The 25,986-nt window shown below is 67.0% G+C and carries 23 protein-coding genes; 8 read left to right on the top strand and 15 right to left on the bottom strand.

The features are described from left to right. Window positions 1–70: 70 nt before the first annotated feature. Window positions 71–1,444, bottom strand: a complete 1,374-nt coding sequence (locus tag Amac_RS12300; protein ID WP_174900161.1) for a hypothetical protein — start codon at window positions 1,442–1,444, stop codon at window positions 71–73. A gap of 169 nt (window positions 1,445–1,613) precedes the next feature. On the opposite strand from Amac_RS12300, the gene Amac_RS12295 reads away from it, so the two are divergent. After that, entirely contained in the window at window positions 1,614–2,777 is a 1,164-nt protein-coding gene (locus Amac_RS12295) for a mannosyltransferase family protein (RefSeq protein WP_170322452.1), read from the top strand. Here Amac_RS12295 and Amac_RS12290 read toward each other — a convergent pair. Then, the gene (locus Amac_RS12290; protein WP_246268268.1) at window positions 2,752–3,285 is read right to left on the bottom strand and encodes a gamma carbonic anhydrase family protein; all 534 of its coding nucleotides are present in this window, start codon (window positions 3,283–3,285) and stop codon (window positions 2,752–2,754) included. The genes Amac_RS12295 and Amac_RS12290 overlap by 26 nt on opposite strands. Window positions 3,286–3,440: 155 nt before the next feature. On the opposite strand from Amac_RS12290, the gene Amac_RS12285 reads away from it, so the two are divergent. Continuing rightward, complete coding sequence (locus Amac_RS12285; protein ID WP_155354473.1) at window positions 3,441–4,493, top strand: hypothetical protein; 1,053 nt, start codon at window positions 3,441–3,443, stop codon at window positions 4,491–4,493. 196 nt (window positions 4,494–4,689) lie between these two features. Here the strand turns inward: Amac_RS12285 and Amac_RS12280 are convergent, their stop codons facing one another. From Amac_RS12280 to Amac_RS12270, 3 genes are all read right to left on the bottom strand, one after another. After that, window positions 4,690–4,908: a hypothetical protein gene (locus tag Amac_RS12280; protein WP_155348809.1), complete on the bottom strand. Its 219-nt coding sequence runs from the start codon at window positions 4,906–4,908 to the stop codon at window positions 4,690–4,692. 167 nt (window positions 4,909–5,075) lie between these two features. Beyond that, window positions 5,076–5,828 carry a GntR family transcriptional regulator gene (locus tag Amac_RS12275; protein ID WP_155348808.1) on the bottom strand — a complete coding sequence of 251 codons (753 nt, stop codon included), beginning with the start codon at window positions 5,826–5,828 and terminating at the stop codon, window positions 5,076–5,078. 151 nt (window positions 5,829–5,979) lie between these two features. Then, entirely contained in the window at window positions 5,980–6,531 is a 552-nt protein-coding gene (locus tag Amac_RS12270; RefSeq protein ID WP_155354472.1) for a VanZ family protein, read from the bottom strand. A 361-nt stretch (window positions 6,532–6,892) separates the two neighbouring features. Here Amac_RS12270 and kynU point away from each other — a divergent pair, with 361 nt between their 5' ends. After that, window positions 6,893–8,110, top strand: a complete 1,218-nt coding sequence (kynU, locus tag Amac_RS12265; protein ID WP_155354471.1) for a kynureninase — start codon at window positions 6,893–6,895, stop codon at window positions 8,108–8,110. Here the strand turns inward: kynU and Amac_RS12260 are convergent, their stop codons facing one another. Further along, a complete protein-coding gene (locus Amac_RS12260) occupies window positions 8,111–8,470 on the bottom strand; it encodes a ClpX C4-type zinc finger protein (RefSeq protein ID WP_155354470.1) in 360 nt (119 codons plus the stop codon). Window positions 8,471–8,889: 419 nt separating this feature from the next. Here Amac_RS12260 and Amac_RS12255 point away from each other — a divergent pair, with 419 nt between their 5' ends. After that, complete coding sequence (locus Amac_RS12255; RefSeq protein WP_155348804.1) at window positions 8,890–9,174, top strand: YiaA/YiaB family inner membrane protein; 285 nt, start codon at window positions 8,890–8,892, stop codon at window positions 9,172–9,174. A gap of 56 nt (window positions 9,175–9,230) precedes the next feature. On the opposite strand, the gene Amac_RS12250 is transcribed toward Amac_RS12255, so the two are convergent. From Amac_RS12250 to Amac_RS12220, 7 genes are all read right to left on the bottom strand, one after another. Further along, the gene (locus Amac_RS12250) at window positions 9,231–10,262 is read right to left on the bottom strand and encodes a polysaccharide deacetylase family protein (RefSeq protein ID WP_155354469.1); all 1,032 of its coding nucleotides are present in this window, start codon (window positions 10,260–10,262) and stop codon (window positions 9,231–9,233) included. Window positions 10,263–10,764: 502 nt separating this feature from the next. Continuing rightward, complete coding sequence (locus Amac_RS12245) at window positions 10,765–11,583, bottom strand: class I SAM-dependent methyltransferase (protein ID WP_155354468.1); 819 nt, start codon at window positions 11,581–11,583, stop codon at window positions 10,765–10,767. 250 nt (window positions 11,584–11,833) lie between these two features. Continuing rightward, window positions 11,834–12,079: a hypothetical protein gene (locus tag Amac_RS12240; RefSeq protein WP_155354467.1), complete on the bottom strand. Its 246-nt coding sequence runs from the start codon at window positions 12,077–12,079 to the stop codon at window positions 11,834–11,836. Between the two features lie 62 nt (window positions 12,080–12,141). Beyond that, a complete protein-coding gene (locus Amac_RS12235; RefSeq protein ID WP_155354466.1) occupies window positions 12,142–12,657 on the bottom strand; it encodes a hypothetical protein in 516 nt (171 codons plus the stop codon). A gap of 86 nt (window positions 12,658–12,743) precedes the next feature. After that, a complete protein-coding gene (locus tag Amac_RS12230) occupies window positions 12,744–14,744 on the bottom strand; it encodes a DUF6571 family protein (protein ID WP_155354465.1) in 2,001 nt (666 codons plus the stop codon). A gap of 276 nt (window positions 14,745–15,020) precedes the next feature. Continuing rightward, complete coding sequence (locus Amac_RS12225) at window positions 15,021–16,178, bottom strand: NAD-dependent formate dehydrogenase (protein ID WP_155354464.1); 1,158 nt, start codon at window positions 16,176–16,178, stop codon at window positions 15,021–15,023. A 99-nt stretch (window positions 16,179–16,277) separates the two neighbouring features. Further along, complete coding sequence (locus Amac_RS12220) at window positions 16,278–17,201, bottom strand: LysR family transcriptional regulator (protein ID WP_155348796.1); 924 nt, start codon at window positions 17,199–17,201, stop codon at window positions 16,278–16,280. Window positions 17,202–17,335: 134 nt separating this feature from the next. Between Amac_RS12220 and Amac_RS12215 the strand changes: the two genes are divergently transcribed. From Amac_RS12215 to Amac_RS12200, 4 genes are read left to right on the top strand one after another with little or no spacing between them, the layout of a single operon-like run. Continuing rightward, the gene (locus Amac_RS12215; RefSeq protein ID WP_155354463.1) at window positions 17,336–17,734 is read left to right on the top strand and encodes a TOBE domain-containing protein; all 399 of its coding nucleotides are present in this window, start codon (window positions 17,336–17,338) and stop codon (window positions 17,732–17,734) included. A 16-nt stretch (window positions 17,735–17,750) separates the two neighbouring features. Further along, window positions 17,751–18,542 carry a molybdate ABC transporter substrate-binding protein gene (modA, locus tag Amac_RS12210; RefSeq protein ID WP_218041033.1) on the top strand — a complete coding sequence of 264 codons (792 nt, stop codon included), beginning with the start codon at window positions 17,751–17,753 and terminating at the stop codon, window positions 18,540–18,542. Window positions 18,543–18,564: 22 nt separating this feature from the next. Then, window positions 18,565–19,371, top strand: a complete 807-nt coding sequence (locus Amac_RS12205; RefSeq protein WP_155354462.1) for an ABC transporter permease — start codon at window positions 18,565–18,567, stop codon at window positions 19,369–19,371. Continuing rightward, the gene (locus Amac_RS12200; protein WP_155354461.1) at window positions 19,353–20,399 is read left to right on the top strand and encodes an ABC transporter ATP-binding protein; all 1,047 of its coding nucleotides are present in this window, start codon (window positions 19,353–19,355) and stop codon (window positions 20,397–20,399) included. Before Amac_RS12205 ends, Amac_RS12200 begins: the two co-directional genes overlap by 19 nt. 62 nt (window positions 20,400–20,461) lie before the next feature. Here the strand turns inward: Amac_RS12200 and Amac_RS12195 are convergent, their stop codons facing one another. Then, window positions 20,462–23,719: a galactose-binding domain-containing protein gene (locus Amac_RS12195; protein WP_170322451.1), complete on the bottom strand. Its 3,258-nt coding sequence runs from the start codon at window positions 23,717–23,719 to the stop codon at window positions 20,462–20,464. A gap of 31 nt (window positions 23,720–23,750) precedes the next feature. Then, window positions 23,751–25,778, bottom strand: coding sequence for a ThuA domain-containing protein (locus tag Amac_RS12190; protein WP_218041032.1), 2,028 nt, complete (start codon window positions 25,776–25,778; stop codon window positions 23,751–23,753). Between the last annotated feature and the right edge of the window lie 208 nt (window positions 25,779–25,986).

Raw genomic sequence — 25,986 nt, 5'->3', positions numbered from 1 at the left:
CCGAGGTCACGGGGATGGTATTGCTAAAGGATGAAATATCCCTATTTGTGGGGTAAGAGTGACCTATCTGTTAGGTGGAGTAGAGCCAGTCGGAAGTGGTCTCAGTGACCCGTTTGCGCGGCGTGGTGGTGGGCTCCAGCGGCAAGTCGTCGCGGTTGTGGACGAGGCACTGGCCGACCGCGGCGGAGACCGGGAATCCGGTCGGCGGCGGGGTCGCTCCGGCCAGCTCACACCAGGCCAGACCGGTCGCGTAGGCCGCGCCGAGGAACGCCGCGGCGGTGGACCGGTCCGGGGGTGTCAGGCCTTCAGGGAGGCGCCCGTCGACCGGCCAGCACCCCCGCAGTGGATGCCCGGGCTCGGCCAGCGTGACGTACATCGCCTGCCTGATCCCGTCATCCATCCATGGATACAAATATGTCACCGCATCGGTAGTCACCGACGCCACGTCAGCGGCCAGCAAACTGGCCGCCACCGCCCGGGGATCGGCCCCCGAGTCCGCGGTGTACGCCAGCGCCTCCACCAGGTCGTAGAAGACATGCCGGAAATGATCGCCCGGCGACACCTCCGACAGCGCGGCCGGCGCCAGATTGGGCGGGCAGCGCAGCAGCCAGCTGTGCGCCACGGCCCCCGACTGCAGCGCGGTGTGGTCCAGCCAGGGCTGGTTCAGCACCTGCTCGATCATGGCGATCAGCGCGCTCGCCCGGGGCCGGAACCGGGCGTCGGCGCGCAGCGCCTTGGCCGTCCGCGCCATCAGGGCGGCCAGGCGCAACCCCGCGTCGGGGAACCCGGACCGGCAGCGCTCGGCGTACAGCTCGACCAGGTCGGCCAGACCGACCGGGGGCAGCCAGCGCACGAACTCGTCCCCGGGCAGCGGGCGCGCCAGGAACTCCCCGAACATCGACAGCATGACCTCGTTGCCGTCGAACGCGGGGGCGTACGCGCACCACATGACCGTGCCCCACACCGCCGCCACCGTGCTGGCCACCTCGTCGGCGAACACCTGCCGGAACGGGCCGCCGGTGAGCGGGAAGTCCTCCCGGCGCAGACCGCGATGGGTGATGATCAGGTCCCGGACGCGCTCGGTCACCTCGTTCGGCACGTCGGGCCCGACGAAGCCCTGGGTGGAGCCACGATCGACGGAGAAGTCAGGACCGGTGGGAACCACCCAGTAGGGGATGGGCACGGTGACCGGCCGGGTGGACGCGCGCACGGGCAGGCTGGCCGGGGGAGCCGACAGGTGCCACTGGCCGTCCGGATCCAGGCGATACCACCGGGCGTACGCGCCGAACAGCCAGCAGACGCCGTCCTGGGTCGCCAGGGCGCGGCGGGAGATGGCGTCGGCCCGGGTCCGCGTGGGCGTCAGCGGCCACCGTGGGTCGGCCACCATGGCACGCACATCGCGCTCCATGGCGGCGAAGCCGTCCCACTGCACCCCGTAATCCACGGTGCCATGGTAGAACTTCCGCCCCGCTTTTCCTGTTCCAATATCTGGACGAACCCTGGCCCAAGGCGTGAATCTTTCACCTCGCTGACCTGCGGGAACGCCGGGGACCTGGGATTCGTCGGCGTTACGGTCTTGGCATGGTCCGCCGCCATCTACTTCCATGTCCTTCGTGACCGAGACCCGGCAGGACATGGCCGTATCAGAATCTGAGACGGCGCCGCCGCGCCCGCTGCGCAGGTGGCTGGGTTCGGCCTCCGATCGGGCCGCGCTGCTGGTCTGGTTCTTCTGGCACGTCGGGACGTACATCTACATGGTCCTGGCCGCGCCCGGGCGGACCGAGGCGCCGATGCTGGACCGCCTCACGCCCTGGGACGCGGACAACTTCATCATCATCGCCGAGTGGGGTTACGACGGCTCGCCCGGGATGACCGACGCGCCCAAGCTGGCCGCGTTCTTCCCCGGGCTGCCCTTCGTGCTGCGGATCCTGCACTGGGTGATCGAGGACTGGAGCCTGGCCATCGTGCTGGTCTCGCTGGTGGCCAGCGCGGTGGTGGCCGTGGCGCTGTCGCGGCTCAGTGACAGCTACCGGGAGGGCACCGGCACCTGGACGGTCATCGCGTTCTTCCTGAGCCCGTTCGCGGTGTTCCTGCTCGCCGGCTACTCCGAGGCGCCCTTCCTGGCGCTGGCCATTCCCGCCTGGCTGCTGGCGCGGCGCGGGAAGTGGGAGCAGGCGATGGTGGTCGCGGCCCTGGCCTCCACTATCCGGATTTCTGGGCTTTTCCTGGCCCTGGGCCTCGCCGTGATGTTCCTGACCGCCGAGAACGGCTTGCGGGCCCGGGGCTGGCGCACGCTGCCGTGGCTGGTCGTGCCGGGGCTGCCGGTGGTGGCGTACATGGTGTTCCAGTGGTCGCGTACGGGCGACTGGATGGAATGGAAGAACGTCGAGGCCGAGTACTGGGGGAGGTACGCGGAATGGCCGTGGGACACCTTCGTCAACACCTGGAACCGGTCGCTGGAGGAGGGCGCGCTGCAGACCTCCTACCGGGAGGAGATCCTCGCCGCGGCCGTCCTGGTGGCGCTGATCGTCTGGCAGTTGGTGCGGCGGCGATGGGCGGAGTCCGCCTACCTCGTCCCGCAGGCGGTGGCGCTGCTGGCGATGTCCTCGTTCTACATGTCGGTGGGCAGGGCTTCCCTGCTGTGGTGGCCGCTGTACATCGCCGTCGGGCTGACCGGTGCGCGCCGACCGTGGGTCTTCATGCTGTACGTCGGCATAGCCGCACCGGTCATGGCCATCAATGTCGGAAATTTCACCACCGGGGCATGGGTCGGCTAGCGCGGTGCCTTTCTGCCTTCGCCATGTAGCGTGACGGGGTTTCGGCGAAGGACGCCCGGTCGGCCTCGGTGAGCTCCCGGATCACCCGGCCGGGCACGCCCGCCACCAGCACGCCCTCGGGGATCTTGGCGCCGGGCGGGACCAGCGCTCCGGCGGCCACCAGCGTTCCCGCGCCGACCCGCGCGCCGCCCAGCACGATCGCGCCGATGCCGATCAGCGCGCCCGACTCCACGTGCGCGCCGTGCACGGTCGCCTTGTGGCCCAGGCTCACCCGCTCCTCCAGGATCGCCGGTTCGCCCGGGTCGGCATGCAGGCAGCACAGGTCCTGGATGTTGCACTCGGCGCCCACCTCGATGCGCTCGTCGTCGCCGCGGAGCACCGAGCCGTACCAGATATTCGCGGACCTGCCGATCCGCACCTGGCCGACCACCACCACGCCGGGGGCGAGCCAGGCCGTTGGATCGATTGAAGGGGTGTCGTCATGGTCAAGAGCTGCGATAAAGGGCATGCCGTCCATGATTCCACGCGCCGTTACACGGCCGACACGGCCCGTGTCGGATATTTCCGCAAGCAGCTGGGGCGTTCAGGTTGCGATGCGGGTCGGATAGCAGGAAAGTCGTGTCCTGACGTGTCGTTCCGCCTTTCGACTCCCCAGGGCCCTCCATGACGAACCAGACCGATAATTTCCCCGACCTCATGAGCGACGACTCCTTCGAAGTCGTCATGCGTGGCTACAGCCGTCGCCAGGTCCACGACTACATGATCCGCAGCCGCAACCAGATCCGCGACCTCGAAGAACGCCTGGCCCGGACGATCGACCAGGCCGAGCAGAGCCGGCTGGAGCTGGCCGACGCGCGGCGCAAGCTCACGGAGTCCCCGCAGAACCCGGACGAGCTGGGCGAGCGGCTCAGCCAGATCCTCAAGCTGGCGCACGAGGAGGCCGCCGCCAACAAGGAGGCCTCCCAGAACGACGCCTCCAAGGTCAGGGACCAGGCCGCCGCCGAGGCCGAGCGGCTGGTGAGCGCCGCGCGCGAGCAGGCGGAGTCGATCAGGACCGCCGCCCAGGAGGAGGCCGAGCGCCGCATCCACGACGCGACCGCCTCAGCCGAGCGGCTGCTCTCCCAGGCCGGGGCCGAGGCGGAGGAGAAGGTGGCCACCGCCAGCGCCGAGGCCGAGGAGACCCTGCGGGACGCCCGCTCCGAGGCCGACCGCCGGGTGACCGCGGCCAAGCTGGAGTCCGAGCGCCTGGTGTCGGACGCGCAGTCGGTGTCCACCGCCACGCTCACCTCCGCGCAGCGCCGGGCCACCACGCTGGACGAGCACACCGGCCGCCGGGTGGTCTACCTCACCGACACCCACACCGAGGTGGTGCGCCGCCTCAACGAGATCGGCGTGGTCCTCGGGGACCTGCTGCAGCGCGAGTCCAGCGCGGGCCCGCTGATCGACGAGGCCTCGGTGCTGCCGCCCGCTCCTTCGGTGGAGGAGGGCTTCGAGGAGGACTTCTCGGGAGAGGGCTTCAACGACGAGGGCTTCAACGAGCCGGAGGAGGAGGCCGCGGCCAACGCCGTGCGGCCGGTGGGACCCGCGCCGGAGCAGGCCCCCGAGGCGGTCCGCCCGGAGCCGGCCCAGCCCGCCCGCGGGCTCGACGACATGCCCCAGGAGCCGGTCCGGGTGCGCCCGGCGGGCCACGACGAGACGCCGCCGTTCCGCGCCTAGCCCCGTGGTGGGAGGGAGACGCACGTCAACGAGCGCCCGCCGCTTCACGGTAAGCGGCGGGCGCTCTGGTTGGTGCCCGTGGAGGCGCCTTTTGGTTGGCACCAGCGGCAGCGCCTCCACGGGGGTATCGGGAACCCTTGAAAGCGGAAGCCCCCGCCCCCGATCGGGTCGGGGGCTTCCGCGCTCAAGGGTTGGGTCAAGGGTCCGCGGATTTGGCACGTTCCTCCTGTTCGTGCAGCTGCTCGCGTAACCCCTCCGGCTCGTCCGCGTCGATGGTCATCGCGCAGCCGGCTTCCCGCTGAGCGGAGGTGAGCGGGTGGTGCCGGGTGGCCCACCACCGCCCCGCGTCGCTCCGCCAGATTGTCCATTCCGGATATTCGCGGGCAATCTCGGCAAGATGCCGGTCAAAGGACATCCGCCCACCTTTCCCTCGCCGAGCCGCCCCGGGGTGTTTCTCCCGCGACCCATGCCGATCTGGGCCTGCGAGAACTTGACGTCTCACCCTCAAGGTGCGGGACTTCTCTAGAGAAATCAATGATCGGGATGGACAGGTCAACGTATCGCCGGACTTGTCTCCTTGACCTAGGCGTCGAAGTCGTACTGGAGTACATACGCTGCGGCGTCCATGGTCATCTCGTTGAGCTCGACCGGGATGCCGCCGGAGGTGTATGCCGTACGCGCCACGATGAGGATGGGGTTGCCGGCCGGAAGGCGGAGAAGTTCGGATTCGTTCGGGGCGGGCATGCGGGCCCGCACCTCCTCGGTGAAGTGGACCGGGGAGTAGCCGAGGTCGCCTAAGCGGGCGTACACACCGCCGGGCCCGGTGTCCGGGAGAGTGATCGCGGTGCCCTCGACGAGGTCGGCTGGAAAGTGGGACGCGGCGAGCTGGACGGGACGGCCGTCCACCGAATAGCGCCGCCGCCGGACCCAGACCTCGTCGGAGTCCAGCACCCGGCCCACGTCCTCGGTCGAGGCCAGCCGCTCGATGTGGACCTCGTCCACCGTGTACGCGCGACCTCGGGTGTCCGAATCCCAGATCGCCCGGCCCTGTCCCCACTGTTCGCGGGAGAGCCGTCGTGAACCATGTCGTCTGATTGGCCGAAACAGCCTCACGTAGACCCCCGAACCTCGGCGCGGCACTGCCAAGCCCTCATTGATCAAAACGGCCAGCGCCTGCCGTGCGGTGGCGCGCGCGATGCCGTACTCCGACATGAGTGCGTTCTCTCCCGGAAGCCGATCCCCGTCTCGGAGTTCGCCGGACAGGATCTGGCTACGCAGACTGTCGGCGATACGCCGATAAATCGGGGGCTCGTGCTGCGCCGGGGATTCCGTCACGTGTGATCACCCTCTGTCACCAACGGGGAGTTAGCGTCTCCAGAGAACTTGCCCCGTCTTGACCACGATCGCACAGAGTTGTTGGTAGGTCCCGTGCCTATTTTTAGCGGTTCGGGCGCATGTGACGATCTTGCGGGATTTATGCAGTCCGTTATTGTGGAACGGTCCCCTCCGGTATTGGGTGAGCCCACCAACGCTTAGTCATGATTGCGGCCAGAACGGCGCCCGTGGTGTTCAGCAGAACGTCGTCGATCGATGACACACGGTGGAGGCCTAAAGCATATTGAAGCGATTCCACGATGAGAGACGACCCCGCCGCGACGGCCGCCACCCGGGGCAGCCGGGCCAGTCCCGGGGAGCGGATCGGGAGCAGCGCGCCGAGCGCGGCGAACACCAGGAGGTTGCCTCCTACCTGGGCGATCAGAGTGCCAGTAAAGCCGCCGGCAAGGGTTGTCAGGTCCTTCAGCGGGATCAGGCTGAGGCTTCTGGCGGGCTCCTGGGCGCTACCCGGAGTGAGGATCATCCACAGCCAGGGGAGGGTTCCGGTAACGGAAAGGGCATCACTGAGGGGTGTCCGGAAGGGGTGTTCCATGCCCGAACTAGCGCGTTGTCTCCCGATCAAATAGGCGGTCAGAAGCGCGATGGGGAGCGCGAAAAGGCTGAAAAGAATGATATGTCCCCACATACGCCATGCCAGCAACATGACTGTGTCCTTTTGGCTCGCTGGGTGATCGTTCGTCGCGCGCGTACCCCGCCCCTGTTCGGGCGACGAAGTTATAGGAACATGGCCTTCTGGCAAGTGTCCGTACGGATCTTCGCCTGGTCGGAGCTGGGACGGTCGGGGACGGTCGGAACGACCGAGTCTGGAGAAGACGGACGCGGCTGGCGTGATCTCCGGTCGATGTCACTCTGCGTGGTCTCGACCGTTTCATGATCTGTGACGCTTTGTGGTCGTTTTGGCCGGACGGTTGAGCATGATCATCCGGCTTCTTCAGGTTTTTCTCATAATGGCCATGCCCTGTCGCACTGGTCGAGTCAGGAAACTTACGGGGATGATGGGGTACATGAGTATCACCCGCGCCGGCTGTGCCGCGCTCGACGCCGCTGATCCAATAAGCGACTTCCGCGACGAGTTCGTCCTGCCCGACGGGATCGTCTATCTCCTCGGCAACTCGCTGGGCGCGCTGCCCCGGCGGACCGCCGCCCGGGTCGCCCACGCGGTCACCGCCGAATGGGGGCAGGACCTGGGCGCCAGCTGGAACACCGCGGGCTGGTGGGACCTGCCGCAGACGACCGGCGACCGGATCGCCCCGCTCATCGGCGCGGGCCCCGGCGAGGTGCTGGCCGGGGACTCCACCTCGGTGACGATCTTCAAAGCGCTCGCGGCCGCCCTGGCCCTCCGCCCCGGCCGGCCGGTGATCGTCTCAGACGTGGAGAACTTCCCCTCCGATCAGTACGTCGTGCAGGGCGCCGCCCAGGCCTTCGACCGCGAGATCCGGGAGATCGGCCCGGACGCCGACCTGGCCAACGCCCTCGGCCCCGACGTGGCCGTCGTGTTGTTGTCCCACGTGAACTACCGTACGGGCGCGGTCAGGAACATGGCCGAGGTGACCGCGCTGGTCCAGGCGTCCGGGGCGCTCATGATCTGGGACCTCTGCCACAGCACGGGGGCGCTGCCGGTGGACATCACCGGGGCCGATTTCGCGCTCGGGTGCACGTACAAGTATCTGAACGGAGGCCCGGGCGCGCCCGCCTACATCTACGTCGCGCCCCGCCACCAGAAGGCCGCCCGCAACGTGATCTCCGGCTGGCATGGCCACGCCTCGCCGTTCGACTTCGAGCCCGGCTACGAGCCCGCCCCCGGCGTCCGCCGGTTCGCCGTCGGCAGCCCGCCGGTGCTCTCGTACGCGGCCCTGAACGCCTCCCTGGAGATCTGGGAGAAGGTGGACATGCGTTCTGTCCGGGCCAAGAGCGTGGCCCTCACCGAACTGTTCATCGAGCTCACCGAGCACCTCGGCCTGGAGCTGGCCACGCCACGCGACCCGGTCGAACGGGGCAGCCAGGTGAGCTACCGCCACCCGGACGGCTATCCGGTCATGCGCGCCCTGATCGACATGGGCGTGCACGGCGATTTCCGCGCACCCGACCTGATCCGCTTCGGCTTCGCCCCGCTCTACCTCCGCTACGTCGACGTCTACGACGCCGCCAACACCCTGGCCGAGGTCCTCAGCAAGGAACTCTGGCGCGAACCCCGCTACCAGAGGCGCCTCACCGTCACCTGATCAGTGCCGCTGGTCGTTGCGTGACTTGGCCTTCAGGTCCGCCACGATCTCCCCGGCCAGCGCCACACAGTCGGCGCAGATCCGCCCGGCCTCGCCGTGCACCATGTGCAGGCGCGGCCCCGGCGGTTTCCGGCAGAACGAGCACGCCGCCTCCCGCCGCGTCCGCCGTGCCGCGAACGGATGCGTGAAGGGCTTGGCGAACCGCTTCCGCGCCGCCTGTTTCGAAACTCCGAGCCGATCCCCGATCGCCGTCCACGACGTCCCCGCCGCCCGCGCGTCATGCACGGCCAGGTCGAGCAGAGCATCGGCGTCCCGGCTCAGCTCCTGGCTCAGAAGGCTCGCAGCGGCAAGGGTTTCCAACGGATCAGAGGGATTCGCGGCTCGCGCCCGCGCTTTCGCGAGTAACTCTGATGGCTCCATAAGACAACCTTAAGTTGTCAATTGTCCTATATCAAGTTGTGACCTAGGTCGAGCCTTCCGGACCGCCCGAGTCGTTCGCAAACGATCATCAGGCCTACTCCACACAAGCGCAACTGCCGTGGTCTTCGGGCGGCATCACCGTGCTCGGCGGCCGTCCCGGGATCGGCCCCGCACGGATGGCCAGGGTTGGGTTCGTCGTCCACCTACTCCGGGCTGAGCGTCGCCGACCATCTGCGGGGGCTGTCGCCGCCGCGCTGGTCAAATTCTGCTCGGTGGGGACCTGCGAGTAGTTGGTACTCACCAGTAACTTAGGTAGTTGAGCTCAGGTCCGGAGCGCCGGAAATGGTCAGGATTCTGCTATGACCAGACCAGTGCAAAGCAAGACAACCGCGGCCTTCTACCTGCAGTCCGTGATCTCGTTCGGGCTGGCGCTCACGGCTCTCGTGGTCGGCGTCGCCTACCTTCCCGTGGACGCCTGGATTCGGGGGTTCTTCGCCGTCGGGGTGTTCTACCTGGTGACCTCGTCCTTCACGCTGGCCAAGTGCATCCGCGACCGGCAGGAGGAGGCCGCGGTGGTGACGCGGGTGGATCAGGCTCGGCTGGACAAACTCCTCGCCGAGCACGACCCCTTCAAAACCGACTAATTAATGAGAAACCCGTCCCATAGCCAGGCGATTCACCGCTGCGGCCGTCTCTCTCACTAATAGGGCAGCGCCCGCTTGGCGAACTTCGACGACACCATCGGCTGCTGGAATTTCGGCACGGCGACCGAACGGGCGTCGCCGTCCGAGGTGTAGCGCTCGGTGGGGTTGGCCTGGAGCCAGTCCAGCCACGCCGTGGAGCAGAACTTCATGCAGTCGCCCTTCTTGTCCATCGACCTGATGCGGGGGATCCCGACAGGGTCGAACTCCTTGCTGTACGGGGAGTAGGCAGGCGTGTATCCGGCCAGGAAAACCCCGCCGTAGTCGTACGACACCGCGCCGTCCTTGCCCTTGAGCGCCCACGCCTTGGTGCGCGGCTGGTTGCCGTACGGCAAGGCGATGGTGACCGGGGCGGGCCCGTCCAGGGCGGTGATCAGCTGGTGGCCCGCGGCGACCTCGGCGGCGACCTGGTTCTGGGGCTTGCCCGAGAGACTGAGGTGGTCCTTGGTGTGGTTGCCGATGTCGAAGCCGTTGGTCTTCAGCCAGGTGATGATCTGCGCCTGCTCGATCTTGTCGGGTTTGCCGAACATGTCGCGGGTGACGTAGAACGTCCCGACCGGGCGGAAGCCGGGGTGTTTCGCGGCCACCTCCCGCATGATCGCCACAGCCGTGTTGGGCATGGGTGTGCCGTCGTTGGCCAGGGTGACCTGGGACGGGGAGGAGTCGTCGAACGTGAGCACGACGGCGTGTTTCCCGGCCGGGATGTCGATCTTGCCGGTGACGTACTCGGCGGCGGTGATCGGGACGTAGTTCTCCTTGGCCAGACGTTCCAGCTCGGTGCGGAACTGGAGTGGGGTGCGGTCGTCCTGGGTGCCGGGTTTCTCGACGATCCGGTGATACATCAACACCGGGATCTGGCCGAGCTCGTTGGCCTTCACGGCCTTGGCCCGGGCCGCGTTCATCGGCTTCCCGGCGGCGTTCTTGACCGGCGCTTTGGCGGGCGCTTTGGCGGGCTTCGTCTCTGTGCTTCCCCCGTGTGTTCCACATCCGGCCAGGACGGCCAGGCTTGCTATCAGTACTGCGATTTTCATCCGGATCCCCTCACCATGACGACATGTTTAACTACTCCCCGTGAAAAGCCGAGGAGAGTCGACATGGGGGTTAAAATCCGCATCTGGATCGGTCCGTCAGGGCATGGCCAGCTCATACCTTCATACAAGGCTTAACGTAAGCGTCTCGGCAGGGTGAGAGAGTGCTCCCTCGCCGCTGGCACGTCTCGCCGTCCGTACGGACCGGGGGAACGAGGTGCCGAAGCGGGCCTAGCGTGTGGTTACGCAATATGGCCACCGCTTCCGGAACAGGTCCGGTGGAATCGGGCGCACGATCAACACGCGCTCGCGTGAGCGGCCCACCCGGCAGCGCGAGCGGCCCGCCCGGCAGGGCAAACAGGGTGGGTGGGTGGGAGAACCACCGCACCACCGCTGTCGTGCGTGCGGGGGTCACAGCGTTGGCGGGGTCGGGCGGAGCCCGAGGGGAAACGAAGGGCTGGGTGGGTGGGAGAACTCCCGCTTCGTTAAGCGTGGATGACGGCGCTCAGAACGTGTAGCGCAGGAGACGTCCGGCGTCCCGGAGGCCGGGAATTCGTGCCATCACCCACATGCCGACGCGTGCGGCAGGCGGGAACTCCGCCAGTTCGGTCAATTCCGTGCTGCTCAGCGCTGTCACGCACGTCAGGCCCGGATGCCAAGCCTCCAGCTCGTACGGATCATCGATGGCCCAATACAGCCTGGCCCCGGCATTACGGATAGCTGGAATCCAGCGCTGCAATCGAATCCCCATGCTCCCGTAGGAGTCGAATAGCAACTCCCCCGAGGGGAATCTCGCGGTGAGTCGCTGGATGAGGGATTTACCCTGGTCTTTGCGGAGATACATGGACAAACCTTCAAAGACGACCGCAGTGGGCCTGTCGGCGGGCACTTCTGTCAGCCATTCGTCGTCGGTCACCGAGGTCGCGATCATGCGATAGTCACCGGAAGGGCGTAGAAGCAGGCGATCCCGCAGATCCAGGACCTCGGGATAGTCCACGTCGATCCATCGGGTGGCGGACGACCGATCCAACCGCTGCACCCTGGTGTCCAACCCGCACGCAAGATGCAGCACGGTCGCCTCCGGGTGCGCGGCGAGAAACTCTTTGGTCCAGCCGTCCAGCTGCCTGGCCCGCAGGGCAACCCCCGCCGCCGTCATCGCGTTGATTCCAGTCCGGCGAAAGTCGTACTCGATCCGCTCAACCGCCCGCGCCGCCTCCTGGTCATTCAGGATGGGGCGTTTGGCCCGGCTGTCGACTGCCCGGGCGTACAGGGTGGCCAGCATGGTCTCCGGCGAGCCGGTGAGAGTGATCTTCTCTCGGTCCATGCAGCCATTTTGTCATTGGGCCTTATAGAAGCAGGTCAGACGCCTGGAGCCAGTGGGTGTCCCACCATGGCGGCGCTAGTGGTAGAGCAGTTGCCCGATGTAGTGGACCAACTCACGGGAGACGTCGAGCATGGCTCGATAGGCGATCAACGTGGAGCCTTCCGGTCCAGGTTGATCTTGTGGCTAAGCCTTGGCTCCACGGCCTTTCTGGTGCAAGACGTTCGTCCGCGAAGGGGGACGGGATGCCAGGTCACGGCAGGTTGTAGCGAGCTCTGATGGTTCTGGCCTCATCCTCGGTTACCTGGCGGGGAGCTCGGGACAGGGAGTGGTGCAGGTCGGCGAGGATGCGATCGCCTGAGGTGCGGACTCGGGTGCGCAGGTGGGCGAGTTGCTCGCCGAACAGCTTGGCGGCGGGTCCGGTCCAGACTTTCCCCGATTGAAAGGCCTCGCATGGCCGCCCGAGGTCTCTTTCGGTCGCCTGGATCAACGATTCCACCGTCCGGAGAGTGTCCTGTAGCGCCACGTGAAGCGGATTGGGCACCATCTGCGCCACCTGGTTCAGCCTTTCTTCGCCGGGGAGGGCGACGGAGGAGCGGCCGCGATGATCAGTTCCGGGCCGATCAGCTTCATCAACGCCACCGCATCGGCCCCCGGGTCACGTCCTTGGGGTCCTCGGATGAGGATGATGATCAGCTGCGCTTTTTCGCGGACGAGCACCGCCTGTGCAGCGGTGTACCCTTCGTGGTCGGAGCCTTTACTGTTCTCAATCGGGAAGTAGTAACCATCCGCGTCCGCGACGATCCGCGGCAGGCGTTTCGCGCCAAGGCGAACTTCCTCATCAACGTCACGCTCCGGAGCCATAGGGATCAGCTTCACCTCCATGACCTTCCATTTCTCCCCAGCCGGCTCGTAGATCATGCACGACCCGTAACCGTATCCTTCCGAACCGGACAGGTTGAAATAGCCTTGGGTGAGCGGATTATGGAGCCCAGTCATCCGCTCCACGGCCTGCTTCGGTATGTGGTCACAGATATAAGGCGGGGCGGTCACGGTAGGCAATGGCGTCGTGTCCACTGCCTTGGTCTCCTGCCGACCGCACCCGGCGAGCGATATGAGCACGCATGTCAGGGCCGCTACGGCGGCAACAGGGTTCCGTTTTCTCATTGGAACTTGGCGAACCCTCCGGAGAAGCCGATGTCCAGGTCCCTTTTTATATCCAGCCATGTCCTGCTCGAATCGTTGTGATAGACCCACATGCGATACTCGTCATAGGCGACGGGGGTCCCGCCGGCGTTCGTGGCGGCCAGCATCTCCTGAAGGGTCATCAGCGTCTTCCCGTCATCCTTCAGGAAGTTGTTCGGTGCCGTCCGGGGATCCTGCCCGGGCTGGAGATCGCTGAGTGAGCCCCACGGATGGGTTTTGGCCGGTGGGTCAGCGGAACCAAACAGGCCATGGTTGAGCATCGCCTGGACGGCGAGTTGATGGATGAGGAATCGGCTTTCCTCCACGGACGTATTCGCCACCGCCACTGCCTCGTCTCTCGCGTTCCCCTTGGCGGCGTCTTCGATGAGTCCGGTCCACGCTCCAGTGACACCGGCGGTGATGGGCCAGCCCGCGGTCTGCGGAATCGCCAGCCCGGTGTTGACGAGCGCCATCAAGAGCTTCAGCAAGCGCTGCTGCGCCTCGTCCCGTTCCTGGCCTTCCCTGATGTCGGCTATCCCGGCGGCGCTTGTGATGAAGCCGAAGCCCTCGCCGACCGCACTCGCACTGATGTTGAACAACCGGACATTTCCGCTGGCCGCCGTCTCGCTGGCGCTGTGGTCGATTAACTTGTTCGCCCATATCGTCTCGGCGCCGACCACGGCCAGGAAAGCCTTTTCGTCATCCTGGAAGGCCCGCTCCATCACAATCCGCAAATCATTGGTCGTGAATCTGGAGCCCCAGCTCTCCCGCCCCGGTAGAAGAGGGTAATCGCCCTCGAACACGCCGAAGGTTTTGTCGGAACCGGCCGAAACGACTCGGCTGACGTCGGCGATGTAGCCGGCGAGGATGTTACCGACGGCGGTGGGAGTGATCTTGGGTGGTTCGCCTGCCCTGATCCGTTCGGATTCCAGATGAATGAGTTCGGACGTGAGTTTCGCCGACAGGTATCCACGTGAGGGGTGTTCCGCCGATCCGTCATGGTCGCGGAAGGTCAACGTGGCCGCTTCCAGGGCTGCGCTGAGCGCTTTTCCGTCGCCTACTCTGAGGCCGGTCATATAACGCTTCAGAGCTGTGGGATCTTGGGTGAAGAAATCCTGAGCCGCCGCTGGGTCCCGGGCCAGCGCGGTCATCACCCCCACCATGGAATCCCTGAACGCCCCCGGGGAAACCACCGCTGGTTCGTCCGACCGCAGCGGTTGATGGATCTTGGCGTCGATCTTTCTGGCCACATCCAAGAGGAAAGCGGCGTCGAAAGTGCCGTGCGCCAGCGCCCTGGAGAGCGCGTAGTGTCTGCCGGAAAGATCGGCGGTGAGTTCGTTTCGCCAGGCGGTGCTCAGCCGGGGGCTGGCGGTGGCCAGTGCCTTGCCCAGGGCCGCTTGCAGGCGCTGTGTCTTGGCGTCGTCGGCGGGGTCGGTGGTCTTCGCGAGTAGGTCATGAAATGTGCGCGTGCCGAGGGCGTACATCAAAGTGGTGGAGAAGACGGGGTCGGTGATTCGCTTCTCCAGTGCGGCGAGGGTCTTTTCGGTGATCTGCCCATCGCGCGTGGTCTCACCGAGAGCCATGGCTGCGGCGTAGACCTCGGGATCGTTGGCGGCCTTGTTGTACAGCCCTTCGTCGAAAGCGGTCAGTCCGCTCGTCGGGCCGGATCCCGGGCCCCAGTCCAGGCGGACGGCCTGGATGGTCTCGTTCCGCCTGCGGAGTTCGGGTCTCTTGCTGCTGATCCAGTTCTGCAGTTCGCGCAGGGCAGCTAAGCCGGATGTGTCCAGGTCCAGCCTGGTCAACGCCCGCCGGATGTGCAGTTCGTTCGCGCTCAGCGTGTTCCCCGCCCGGCCCAGGCCCTTTTCGAATTCGTCCATCAGCTTGGGGTCGATCCCCGGGAAATCCCAGTCGACTACGTTAGGCGGGGGGACCGGGGGCTGCTGTGGGCGCGGCGACGGCTTTGGTGAGGGCTGCGTCATCGGGCCTCCGACGCGATCGGATGCGCACGGGAACTTCAGACTACCTAGATCACACCTTCTTTCTGCTGGTTTTCGGGAGAGAGGCACGTTTACAGCGTCGACGACTGTGAGCCCTCCCTATTGGGTTTGTGGCGCAGACGGCCCGCCAAGGAATCGGTTCATTCATAAGTGTCGATTTGGCTGATGAAAAATTCGTCAGGGAGACGGCTCGGAGGGCCCCGGGCGGGGCCGCTTGAATGGGCTGCCCGACCGGGGCCGACGTTGACCGAAAATCGATTACTTCACCGAATAGGAGTGGGCGCCTGTGCCTGCCAGGTTTCCCTTGTCGACGATCAGGTATTCGTCGCGAATGGGGGTGCCGTCCAGCCAGCATTCGAGGATTTCGCGGGTGCCGGCGGCGTAGCGAGCCTGGGCGGACAGGGAGGAGCCGGAGATGTGTGGGGTCATGCCGTGGTGGGGCATGGTGCGCCACGGGTGGTCGGCGGGGGCCGGTTGCGGGAACCAGACGTCTCCGGCGTAACCGGCCAGTTGGCCGCTCTCCAGGGCGCGGACCACGGCGTCGCGGTCGGCGATCTTCGCGCGGGCGGTGTTGATCAGGTAGGCGCCGCGCTTCATGGTGCCGATCAGGGTGTCGTTGAACATGCCCTCGGTCTCCGGGTGCAGCGGGGCGTTGATGGTGACGACGTCGCAGAGCGGGACCATGGCCGCCGCGCTCTCGTGGAAGGTGAGGTTGAGCTCCTCCTCGACCTCGCGGGGCAGCCGGTAGCGGTCGGTGTAGTGCAGGTGCACGTCGAACGGATGCAACCGGCGCAGGACCGCGAGGCCGATTCGCCCGGCGGCCACGGTGCCGACGTGCATGCCCTCCAGGTCGTACGACCGGGACACGCAGTCCGCGATATTCCAGCCCCCCTTCAGCACGGTCTCGTACGACGGCAGATAATTACGCACCAGCGACAGAATCATCATGGCCACGTGCTCGGCCACCGAGATGCTGTTGCAGTAGGTGACCTCGGCGACGGTGATGTTGTGCGCGATGGCCGCGTCCAGGTCCACGTGGTCGGAACCGATCCCGGCGGTGATGGCCAGTTTCAACTTCGGCGCCCTGGCGATCCGTTCCGCCGTCAGGTACGCGGGCCAGAACGGCTGCGAGATGACCACATCGGCGTCGACGAGCTCCTGGTCGAACACCGAGCCGTCGCGGTCCTTGTCGGACGTGACGACGAGCGTGTGACCCTGACTCTCCAGGAACGACCGCAGACCGAGCTCACCGGAGACACTGCCGAGCAACTGGCCGGGGGTGAAGTCGATGCCCTTCGGGGTCGGGAGGGTCTGGCCGCCGGGGTAGTGGTCGATGTGCGGAAGGTCGTCGCGGGCGTACGCCGAGGGATAGCCGTCGACCGGGTCGTCGTACAGAACGCACAGGATTTTCGCCATGGGTTTGGCTCCTAAAGAGAATCGGGTCGTATTTCCCACCCTCCTCGTGCCGTAGATAAAGAGTCAAAATGAATTTATCTATTTGTTGATAGATATAAACTATCGCAGGTAATCGTGGAGCAGCCGGTCGAGAGTGCCGCGGATGTCGATGTGGGCGGTGACGTCGAGCAGGGCGCGGGCCAGGACCGGTTCGGGGGTACGGTCGGCGATCACCAGGCCGACCCGTGGGGCCTGGCGGGGGTTTTCGAGGGGGATCACGCGCATGCCGTCAGGGACGCCGAACATGTGCAGCCAGGCGTGGGCGATCACGCTGGACCAGCGGTGGGTGGCGACATGGGCGTACAAAGCGGAGACGGTGTCGGTTTCGACGGCGGGGACGGCGACGACGCCGGCCCATTCGAAGATGCCGTCGAGGATGCGGCGGTTGCGCATCTCGGGGGCGAGCAGGCAGAGCGGGAGGGCGGCCACCTCGGTCCAGCGCACGAAGGCGCGCCCGGCGAGTTCGGCGTCGTCGGGGGTGAGGAGCAGGTAGCGCTCCTCGTAGAGGGGCGTCGTGCGGACGTTGCCCAGCGGCTCCCCGTCCAGGTACGTCATGGCGACGTCCAGCTCGAAGTCCGCCAGGCGGCGGGTGATCTCGCGGGAGGAGAGGGACGCGAGGGACACGCGGGCGTGCGGGTGGCGTTCGCAGAACGGGGTGGTGAGCAGGGAGGCGGCCGTCAGGGCGGTGGGGATGGCGCCCATGCGCAGGGTGCCGGAGAGGCTGCTGCGCATCAGGGACAGATCCTGGCGAAGGGCGTCGGCTTCGGCCAGGATGCGGTGAGCCCACAGCAGGACACGCTCGCCTTCGGGCGTGAGGCCGTCGAACTTGCGACCCCGGCGGACGATGGGCACGTCCAGTTCGCGCTCGAGTTTGCGGATCGCGGCGGAGAGGGAGGGCTGGGAGACGTGGCAGGACGCCGCCGCCCGGGCGAAATGTCGCTCCCGGGCCAGCGCGACCAGATACTCCAGTTGGCGCAACAGCACGTCACAGCATGTCGTGTGATCGTGGGGTTGGTCCAGTGATATCTCACCTGCGAGGAGATCGAGGGATATCACGATGCTGTTGCGAGGCATGGCGGATGTATTGGCCAGAAAGTGCGAGGGTAAGGTGATATTTCGTGACGACGTTCCGAATCAGTGAGGCAGCCGGGCTGCTCGGAGTGAGCTCCGACACCGTGCGTCGCTGGGTGGACGCGGGGCGGCTCCCGGCGCGCCGGGATGACAACGGGCATCGCATCGTGGAGGGCTCGGACCTGGCCGCGTTCGCGCGAGCGCAGATCGAGACCGGAAACGGCTCGGGGCACTCGTCCGCGCGGAACCGGCTCCGGGGGATCGTGACCGAAGTGATCAAGGATGCGGTGATGGCCCAGGTGGAGATCGCCGCAGGCCCCTACCGGGTGGTGTCGCTGATGAGCCGCCAGGCCGCCGACGAACTGGGCCTCGCGCCCGGCGTCGTCGCGGTTGCCGTGATCAAGTCCACCAACGTCGTCGTGGAGATCCCCGATCAGAGTCAGTAGTCAGTAGGAGGACCCATTGTTCAGGCGCGTTTCCGGATTGCTCATCGCGGTCCTCTTAGCCGCATCCGCGTGCGGTACGAGCGATGACACGGCCGCTCCTGCGGCTTCCTCCGCACCGGCGGCCAGCGCTCCGGCCGCGACAGAGCTGACAGTGTTCGCCGCCGCGTCCCTGACCGAGACCTTCACCGAACTCGGCAAGACCTTCGAGGCTGCCCACCCGGGTACGACCGTGAAATTCAACTTCGGCTCCAGCGCCACCCTGGCCACCCAGATCACCCAGGGCGCGCCCGCCGACGTGTTCGCCGCCGCCAGCCCGGCGACGATGAAGACGGTCACCGACGCCGGTCTCGCCACCGGCCCGACCGTGTTCGTGAAGAACAAGCTGCAGATCGCCGTGCCGCCGGACAACCCCGCCAAGGTCGAATCCCTCAAGGACCTGACCGATCCCAAGGTCAAAGTCGCTCTCTGCGCCGAACAGGTCCCCTGCGGCGCCGCCGCGATCAAGGCCCTGGACGCCGCCGGCCTGAAGGTCACCCCCGTCACGCTGGAGCAGGACGTCAAGGCCACCCTCACCAAGGTCGAACTAGGCGAGGTCGACGCCGCCCTCGTCTACCAGACCGACGTCATCGCCTCCGCGGGCAAGGTCACCGGCATCGCCTTCCCCGAAGCCGACCAGGCCATCAACGATTACCCGATCGCGACCCTCACCAAGGCCCCCGCAGCCGACCTGGCCAAGCAGTTCGTCGACTTGGTCCTGTCCCAGCAGGGTAAGGATGTGCTGACCAAGGCGGGCTTCCAAGCCCCTTGATGATCGAAGGCGAATCAACCGGATGAACGACACCGATCGCTCGCCGGTAGCGGGCCGCTTGCCGTGGGTGCTCGTACTGCCCGCGGCAATCGGCCTGGTGTTCCTGGTTCTGCCGCTGGTCGGGCTGCTCGTCCGAGCGCCGTGGTCCACGCTCTGGGAGCGGCTCACTGAGCCCCAGGTACTGGAGGCGTTGCGGCTTTCGCTGGTGACGGCGACGCTGGCCACGGTGATCTGCATGGTGCTCGGGGTGCCGCTGGCCTGGTGCCTGGCCAGGTTGGCGTTTCCCGGGCGCCGGGTCGTACGGGCGCTGGTGACCGTGCCGCTCGTCCTGCCACCGGTGGTCGGGGGAGTCGCGCTGCTGCTGGCGCTGGGGCGGCGTGGGCTGGTGGGGCAGTGGCTGGACAGCACGTTCGGCATCACCTTGCCGTTCACGACGGCGGGTGTGGTGGTGGCTGAGGCGTTCGTGGCCATGCCGTTTCTGGTGATCAGCGTGGAGGGGGCGCTTCGAGCCGCCGATCTGCGCTTCGAGGAGGCCGCCGCGACGCTGGGCGCGACGCGCTGGGTGGTGTTCAGGCGGGTCACGCTGCCGCTGATCGCGCCGGGGATCGTGGCGGGCGCGGTGCTCTGCTGGGCGCGGGCGCTCGGCGAGTTCGGGGCGACGATCACCTTCGCCGGGAACTTCCCCGGGCAGACCCAGACCATGCCGCTGGCCGTCTACCTGGCCCTGGAAACCGAACCCGAGGCCGCGATCGTGCTCAGCCTGGTGCTGCTGGCGGTATCTGTGATCATCCTGGCCAGCCTGCGCGATCGATGGGTGAACAGTCCGTGACCCTGACCGCCCGGCTCCGTCTCACCCGCCCGAACTTCCGCCTCGATCTCGACCTCGAGGTGGCGCCTGGCGAGGTCGTCGCCCTGCTCGGCCCCAACGGCGCGGGCAAGACGACCGCGTTGCGCCTGCTGGCCGGGCTCACCCGCCTGACCGAAGGCCACATCACCCTGGACGGCCAGCCCTTGCACGACCTCGCCGCCGAGAAGCGCCCCATCGGCATGGTCTTCCAGGATTACCTGCTGTTTCCCCACCTGTCCGCGCTGGACAACGTCGCCTTCGGCCTCCGCTGCCACGGCACCGCCAAAGCCGAATCCCGCCGCCAGGCCGCCGCCTGGCTGGCCCGCGTCGGCCTCGAAGACCACGCCGGCGTACGCCCCAGACAGCTGTCCGGCGGCCAAGCCCAACGCGTCGCCCTGGCCAGAGCCCTGGTCATCCGCCCCCGCCTGCTCCTCCTCGACGAGCCATTGGCCGCCCTGGACGCCCACACCCGCCTGGAGATCCGCTCCCAGCTCCGCCGCCACCTCGCCGACTTCGACGGCGCGACGGTCCTCGTCACGCACGACCCTCTCGACGCCATGGTCCTGGCCGACCGCCTGGTCGTCATCGAACACGGAACCATCGTCCAGGAAGGCACCCCCACCGAGGTCGCCCGCCGCCCCCGCACCGACTACGTCGCCCGCCTGGTCGGCCTCAACCTTTATCGAGGCACCGCCACCGACCGCCAGATCAAAGTCGACGACATCCTCTTCACCGTCACAGAACGCCTCGAAGGCCCAGCCTTCCTCGCCTTCGCCCCCAGCGCCGTCGCCCTCTACCGCACCCGCCCCGACGGCAGCCCCCGCAACCTCTGGCAGGCCACGATCGACGGCATCGAACGCCACGGCGACAACATCCGCATCCACCTCAGCGGCCCGATCCCCGCCGCCGCCGACATCACCCCCGCCGCCGTCACCGCCCTCGACCTCACCCCCGGCCAAAACGTATGGGCCTCCGTCAAAGCAACGGAGACCCACGCGTATCCGGCCTAGGGGGCCTCCACGGCGCCGGGCTTGGGGGGAATGCGCGGTGCCGTGGAGGCCAGGGGGATGGTTTAGGTGCCGTAGACCTCGAATTCCCAGAGGGAGTAGCCGTACTGGGTGAGGGCGCGTTGGGTGCCGTTTATGCGGACATAGCGCCCAGATCCGGAGACCGTCAGGTCGTCGATGCCGCCGTCGCTGGTTGTGGTGGTGTAGACGTCGGTCCAGGTGGTGGCGTTGGGGGAGGTTTGGATCTGGTAGGCGCGGCCGTAGGCGGCTTCCCAGTTCAGGCGGACCCGGTTGATGCTCCGCGTGCTGCCGAGATCAACGTAGATCCATTGCGGGTCGGCGTAGAGGCTGCTCCACCGGGTGGCCGTGTTGCCGTCCACGGCGTTGGCGGCCACGTTCGCGCCCGCCTCCGTGCTGGAGGCCGTTACCGGGCGGCCCTGGGACAGCAGTGCGGAGCCGCCGGCAGGGGTGCCGTAGACGTTCAGGTCCCAGAGGGAGTAGCCGTACTGCGTGAGGGCGCGTTGGGTGCCGTTCACCCGGAGATAACGTCCGGTGCCGGAGACCGTCAGGTCGTCGACGCCGCCGTCTCCCGTTGTGGTGGAGAAGATGTTCGTCCAGGTTGTCCCGTTGGGAGAGGTCTGGACCTGGTACGCGCGACCGTAGGCGGCTTCCCAGTTGAGGCGGACCCGGTTGATCGCGTACGACGCGCCCAGGTCCACCTGGATCCACTGCGGATCGGCGTAGAGGCTGCTCCACCGGGTGGCCGAGTTGCCGTCGACCGCGTTGGCCGCCACGTTGGCGCCGGCTTCGGTGCTGGAGGCCGTGACCGGCTTGCCCTGGGCGAGGTCCGAGCCGGGGTTGCCGGTGCCGGGGACGCTCACGCCGGGACCGATGAAGGTGTAGCTGTCCACGTCGTAGAGCGTGCCGGTGCCGTTGAACACCAGGTACAGGTCGTGGGTGTTGTCGTCGGGCTTGGTGACGGGGCCGGTGACCTCGGTGTAGTTGTCCCAGCCGCCGGTGTTGCCGACGGTGAGCCTGGCGACTTCGGGGCCGGTTGGTGAGTCGTACCGGAAGGACAGGGTGCCGCCCGCGTTGGCGGAGCTCACCCGGGCCTTGACGCTGGTGATGCCCTTGAGGCTGACGGCATGGTGCCGTACCCACTCGCCGCCCTGGATGTCGCCGAGGCGCTTGCCGCCCTCGGCGGCGGCCTGGTCGACGACGCGGGGGCCGTTGAGCGTGACGTAGTGCTCGGCCTGCCACTGCTTGGGCCAGACGGTGATCTCGCGCTCGCCGGTGAGCGGGACCGTGCCGGTCGCGCCGCGGTCGGTGTAGCTGCCGCGCAGCACGAAGAACTGCACCGCGTCCAGACCGGCGTGGATCGGGCCGGTGTTGAACGAGGAGCCGCAGCCGGTGCCCTCGCCCTCCTCGTGGGCGTGTTCCTGGTGGCCGAGTGCGGCCCGGATGATGACGGAACCGCAGGCGATGGTGCCGTCCTGGGCGTCGGTGGCGCTGGCGGTGAGGTTGAGGTTCTCGCTCCAGCTGTACATGCCGCCCGCGGGGATGCCGTTGAGCGTCACGACCGGCCGGTTGTTGCCCACCACGATCGGGAGCACCACCGTGCCGGTACGGCCGCCGGGATCCCGCACGGTCAGCCTCGCCCGCTTGTCACCCACGGTGGTGTACGTGAACGACGGGTTGGCGGCCGTTGAATCGGTGGTGCCGTTGTTGTCGAAGTCCCACGCGTACGTGATGGTCTCGCCGTCGGGGTCGGAGCTGCCCGCGCTGGAGAAGGTGACCGCCAGCGGCGCCAGCCCGTTGTTGACGTTGGAGGTGGCCTGGGCGATCGGCGACCTTCCACCCTGGACGTAGTTGATCTTGTAGAGTCCGGCGTCGGCGGCGCCGGAGAAGTAGCCGCTGCCGTACTCCAGCAGGTAGAGCGAGCCGTCCGGCCCGAACTCCATGTCGATCGGGTGCACCAGGTTCATGCCCGCCAGCACCGGCTCGATGATGGTCGGGTTCCCGGTCGACGGGTTGCCGTTGTCGAACTGGACCTCCTTGATCCAGTTACGGCAGTACTCGGAGATCAGCCACTTGTTGTCGTAGTACTGCGGCCACTTCACGTCCGACACCAGGGTGGCGTCGTAGTGGTAGACCTCGGTGTGGTTCGGCGAGCCACAGCCGCCCGGGTTGTCCAGGGCCGGCCACTGCACGCTGCCGCCGTGCTGTTCCCACACGGTGGACGCCTTGGTGGGCGGCAGTTGCTGCTGCCCGGTGTTGCGCGGCGAGTTGTTGACCGGACCGGTGCTGCCGCCACACGGGAACCAGCCCCGCGGCGCGTTCGCCGCGAAGTCCCAGTCGTTGTAGGCCACGTTCGGCCCGCCGCAGTACGGCCAGCCGTAGTTGCCCGGCGCGGTCGCCCGGTTGAACTCGTCGTAGGCCGCCGGACCCCGGTTCGGGATGGTGGCCCCGGCGTCAGGCCCGACCTCGCCCCAGTACAGGGTGTTGTTGGCCTTCTTGTCGACCCAGATCCGGTACGGGTTCCGCACCCCCATGATGTAGATCTCCGGCTTGGTCTGCGCCGTGCCCTGCGGGAACAGGTTGCCCGCCGGGATCGTGTAGGTGCCGTTGTTCTCCGGGTGGATGCGGTTGATCTTGCCGCGCAGGTCGTTGGTGTTGCCCGACGTGCGCTGCGCGTCGTACTGCGGGTTGCGGCTGGTCCGCTCGTCGATGGGCGCCATGCCGGCCGAGTCGCCGCCGGAGTTGGTGTTGTCGCCCACCGCGAAGTACAGGTTGCCGTTGGTGTCCCAGCTCATCGACCCGGCTGAGTGGCAGCAGAGGTCACGCTCGGTCGGCCATTCGATGATCATGTCCTCGCTGGCGGGGTCGAGGACGTTGGTGGTCGGGTTGAAGGTGAATCGGGAGATGCGGTTGACCAGCGGCGTCACCTTCGGGGAGTAGAACAGGAACACCCAGCGGTTGGTGGCGAACTGGGGGTGCAGGGTGATGCCGATCAGGCCGTCCTCGAAGCGGGCGTCCAGCTGCACGGTCAGCGCGACCGTGGTGGTCTGGGTGGCCGGGTTGTAGAGGCGGACCTGGCCGCCGCCGGCGGAGGTGCCGCGGTTGATGTAGAGGACCTTGCCGTCGGGGAGCACGGACAGCTCGATCGGCTCGCCCATGGAGAGGCCGCCGTCCAGCTTGACCTTCTCGAAGCCGCTGGTCGGGGGTGGGGCTGCCGCCGCTGGGGGAGCGGCCAGTGCCGTACCGGCCAGGACGGGTAACAGGAGCGCGGATAAAGCGCGACGCAGGCGCGCGGAACCGAACACGAGAACTCCAGAGGATGTAGAGAGGGAGGTGTCAGGAGCCGTAGACGTCGAATTCCCAGAGGGAGTAGCCATACTGCGTGAGAGCCCGCTGAGTGCCATTTATCCGGACATATCGCCCGGTGCCGGTCACGTTGACGTCGTCCACGCCGCCGTCGCCGGTGGTCGTGGAGTAGATGTTCGTCCAGGTGGTGCCGTTGGGTGAGGTCTGGATCTGGTACGCGCGACCGTAGGCCGCCTCCCAGCTGAGCCGGACCCGGCTGATGGAGTAGCTCTGACCGAGATCCACGTAGATCCACTGCGGATCGGCGTAGGCGCTGCCCCAGCGAGTGGCCGTGTTGCCGTCCACCGCGTTGGCGCCGACGTGCGCGCTGCCGGGCTCGACGCTGGAGGTCGTGGTCGGACGGTTACGCGAAAGCAGGGTCGGCCCGGGGTTGCTCCCCGGCGTCCCGAACACATTCAGATCCCAGAGCGAGTAACCATAAGCCGTCAACGCCCTCTGAGTGCCATTTATCCGGACATATCGCCCGGTGCCGGTCACGTTGACGTCGTCCACGCCACCGTCGCCGGTGGTCGTGGAGTAGATGTTCGTCCAGGTGGTGCCATTCGGCGAGGTCTGGATCTGGTACGCGCGACCGAACGCCGCCTCCCAGTTCAGCCGGACCCTACTGATGTTGTAACTCTGACCGAGATCCACCTGAATCCACTGCGGATCGGCATACGCGCTACCCCACCGCGTGGCCGAGTTGCCATCGGTCGCGTTCGCGGCCACATGCGCGCTCCCGGTCTCCACGCTGGACGCGGTCGTCGGCTTGCCCTGCGCGATGTCGTTGCCCGGCTGCGGCGGCTGGGTGCCATCCCCCTTGATCCGGATATTCCGGTAATTGATGTCAGCGCCGTCGCCGTCGTTCTGCACGCCGATGTAGCCATTGGCGATGTTCCGCGTGCTCGTGTAGTCGTTGATCTTGACGCCGTTCAGCCAGATCTCCACCCGCTGCCCGTGCACCCCGATCTCGTACGCGTTCCACTGCCCCGGCGGATTGAGCGCCGCCGCCCGCGCCGCCGTGTCCGGCGCCTTGAAGCTGTACACGCTGCCCGTGGTCCGGCTCGGGTCGGCGTCCGTGGCGTCGATCTGAATCTCGTGACCGGTGTTCACCGGCCCCCAGGGGTCGTTGCCGGGATCGGTGAAGCCGATGAAGACGCCGCCGTTGTCATCGCCCGGCATCATCCAGTCGACCTTGAGCGAGTAGTTGCTGAAGGTGGACACCGGGTACCAGAGCAGGCCCATGCCGCCGAACGAGGTCAGCGTGCCGTTGGCCAGGGTGAACCCGCCGGGGCCCGCCATCCGCCACTGGCTGAAGGTGTTCTGGTTGCCGTCGAAGAGCTGGGTGTAGCCGACCTCGGGACGGCAGTCCGCCGGGACCGCCTTGGCCGCCACCCGGATGCCACCGAGCAGCATGGTCCGGAAGTTCGCGTCCGCGTAGCTCTCCTCGGTGTGGCCGAGCCCGGTGTACCAGGAACGCCCGCCCTGGTAGTCGTGGCACCAGGTGATCGGATGATCGCCCATCGACCCGCCCGAATACGACGATTCGTCCAGGCTGGCCAGCACCCGGACCGCCGAGCGCGGGTTGGCCCGGTAGTTGTACCACTCGTCGGTCCGCGTCCAGGTCGGCGCCAGGTGCGAGGTGGACAGGTTGGCCCGGTCCTCGACCTTGATGGTGGCCTGCTGGGTGGCCGGGTGGGACTGGAAGTAGGCGCCGACCAGCCCGCCGTACCAGGCCCAGTCGTATTCGGTGTCGGCCGCCGCGTGCACTCCGACATAGCCGCCACCGGCGGCGATGTAGGACTGGAACGCCGTCTGCTGGGTGGCGTTGAGCACGTCACCGGTGGTGGAGAGCCAGATCACCGCCTGGTACTGGGCCAGGTTGGCGGTGGTGAACGCGTTCGCGTCCTCGGTGGCCACCACGGTGAAGCCGTTGGCCGCGCCGAGCTGCTGGATGGCGGTGATGCCGTTGGGGATGGACGAGTGCCGGAACCCGGCGGTCTTGGAGAAGACCAGCACCCGGGTGAGCGGCGCCGCCGACGCGCTGCTCGGCAGCAGGGCAAGCCCTGCCGCTATGAGAACGAATGATAATAAAGCACGAAATAAGGCAGAAATCGGTCGTTGGGGCATCAGCATACGCCACTCCTTGAGTTGAAGAGGAGCGCGCCGCCGCACCTATGACGAACAGAATGGTTCTTGATCAACCGACTTATGATTTCTTCCGCCC

Origin of the sequence: Acrocarpospora macrocephala (genome assembly GCF_009687865.1) — a bacterium.
Classification (GTDB): domain Bacteria; phylum Actinomycetota; class Actinomycetes; order Streptosporangiales; family Streptosporangiaceae; genus Acrocarpospora; species Acrocarpospora macrocephala.
The sequence above is the reverse complement of the archived record's forward strand: the minus strand, read 5'-3'. Positions and strand labels throughout refer to the sequence as shown.

Excerpts from the sequence above, each read along its gene's own strand:
- Amac_RS12230 (WP_155354465.1), bottom strand. The coding sequence starts at position 14,744 with ATGACGCAGCCCTCACCAAAGCCGTCGCCGCGCCCACAGCAGCCCCCG.
- Amac_RS12225 (WP_155354464.1), bottom strand. The coding sequence starts at position 16,178 with ATGGCGAAAATCCTGTGCGTTCTGTACGACGACCCGGTCGACGGCTAT.
- Amac_RS12280 (WP_155348809.1), bottom strand. The coding sequence starts at position 4,908 with ATGTCCTTTGACCGGCATCTTGCCGAGATTGCCCGCGAATATCCGGAA.
- Amac_RS12270 (WP_155354472.1), bottom strand. The coding sequence starts at position 6,531 with ATGTTGCTGGCATGGCGTATGTGGGGACATATCATTCTTTTCAGCCTT.
- kynU (WP_155354471.1), top strand. The coding sequence starts at position 6,893 with ATGAGTATCACCCGCGCCGGCTGTGCCGCGCTCGACGCCGCTGATCCA.
- Amac_RS12285 (WP_155354473.1), top strand. The coding sequence starts at position 3,441 with ATGACGAACCAGACCGATAATTTCCCCGACCTCATGAGCGACGACTCC.
- Amac_RS12245 (WP_155354468.1), bottom strand. The coding sequence starts at position 11,583 with ATGGACCGAGAGAAGATCACTCTCACCGGCTCGCCGGAGACCATGCTG.
- Amac_RS12290 (WP_246268268.1), bottom strand. The coding sequence starts at position 3,285 with ATGCCCTTTATCGCAGCTCTTGACCATGACGACACCCCTTCAATCGAT.
- Amac_RS12250 (WP_155354469.1), bottom strand. The coding sequence starts at position 10,262 with ATGAAAATCGCAGTACTGATAGCAAGCCTGGCCGTCCTGGCCGGATGT.
- Amac_RS12255 (WP_155348804.1), top strand. The coding sequence starts at position 8,890 with ATGACCAGACCAGTGCAAAGCAAGACAACCGCGGCCTTCTACCTGCAG.
- Amac_RS12200 (WP_155354461.1), top strand. The coding sequence starts at position 19,353 with ATGGGTGAACAGTCCGTGACCCTGACCGCCCGGCTCCGTCTCACCCGC.
- Amac_RS12205 (WP_155354462.1), top strand. The coding sequence starts at position 18,565 with ATGAACGACACCGATCGCTCGCCGGTAGCGGGCCGCTTGCCGTGGGTG.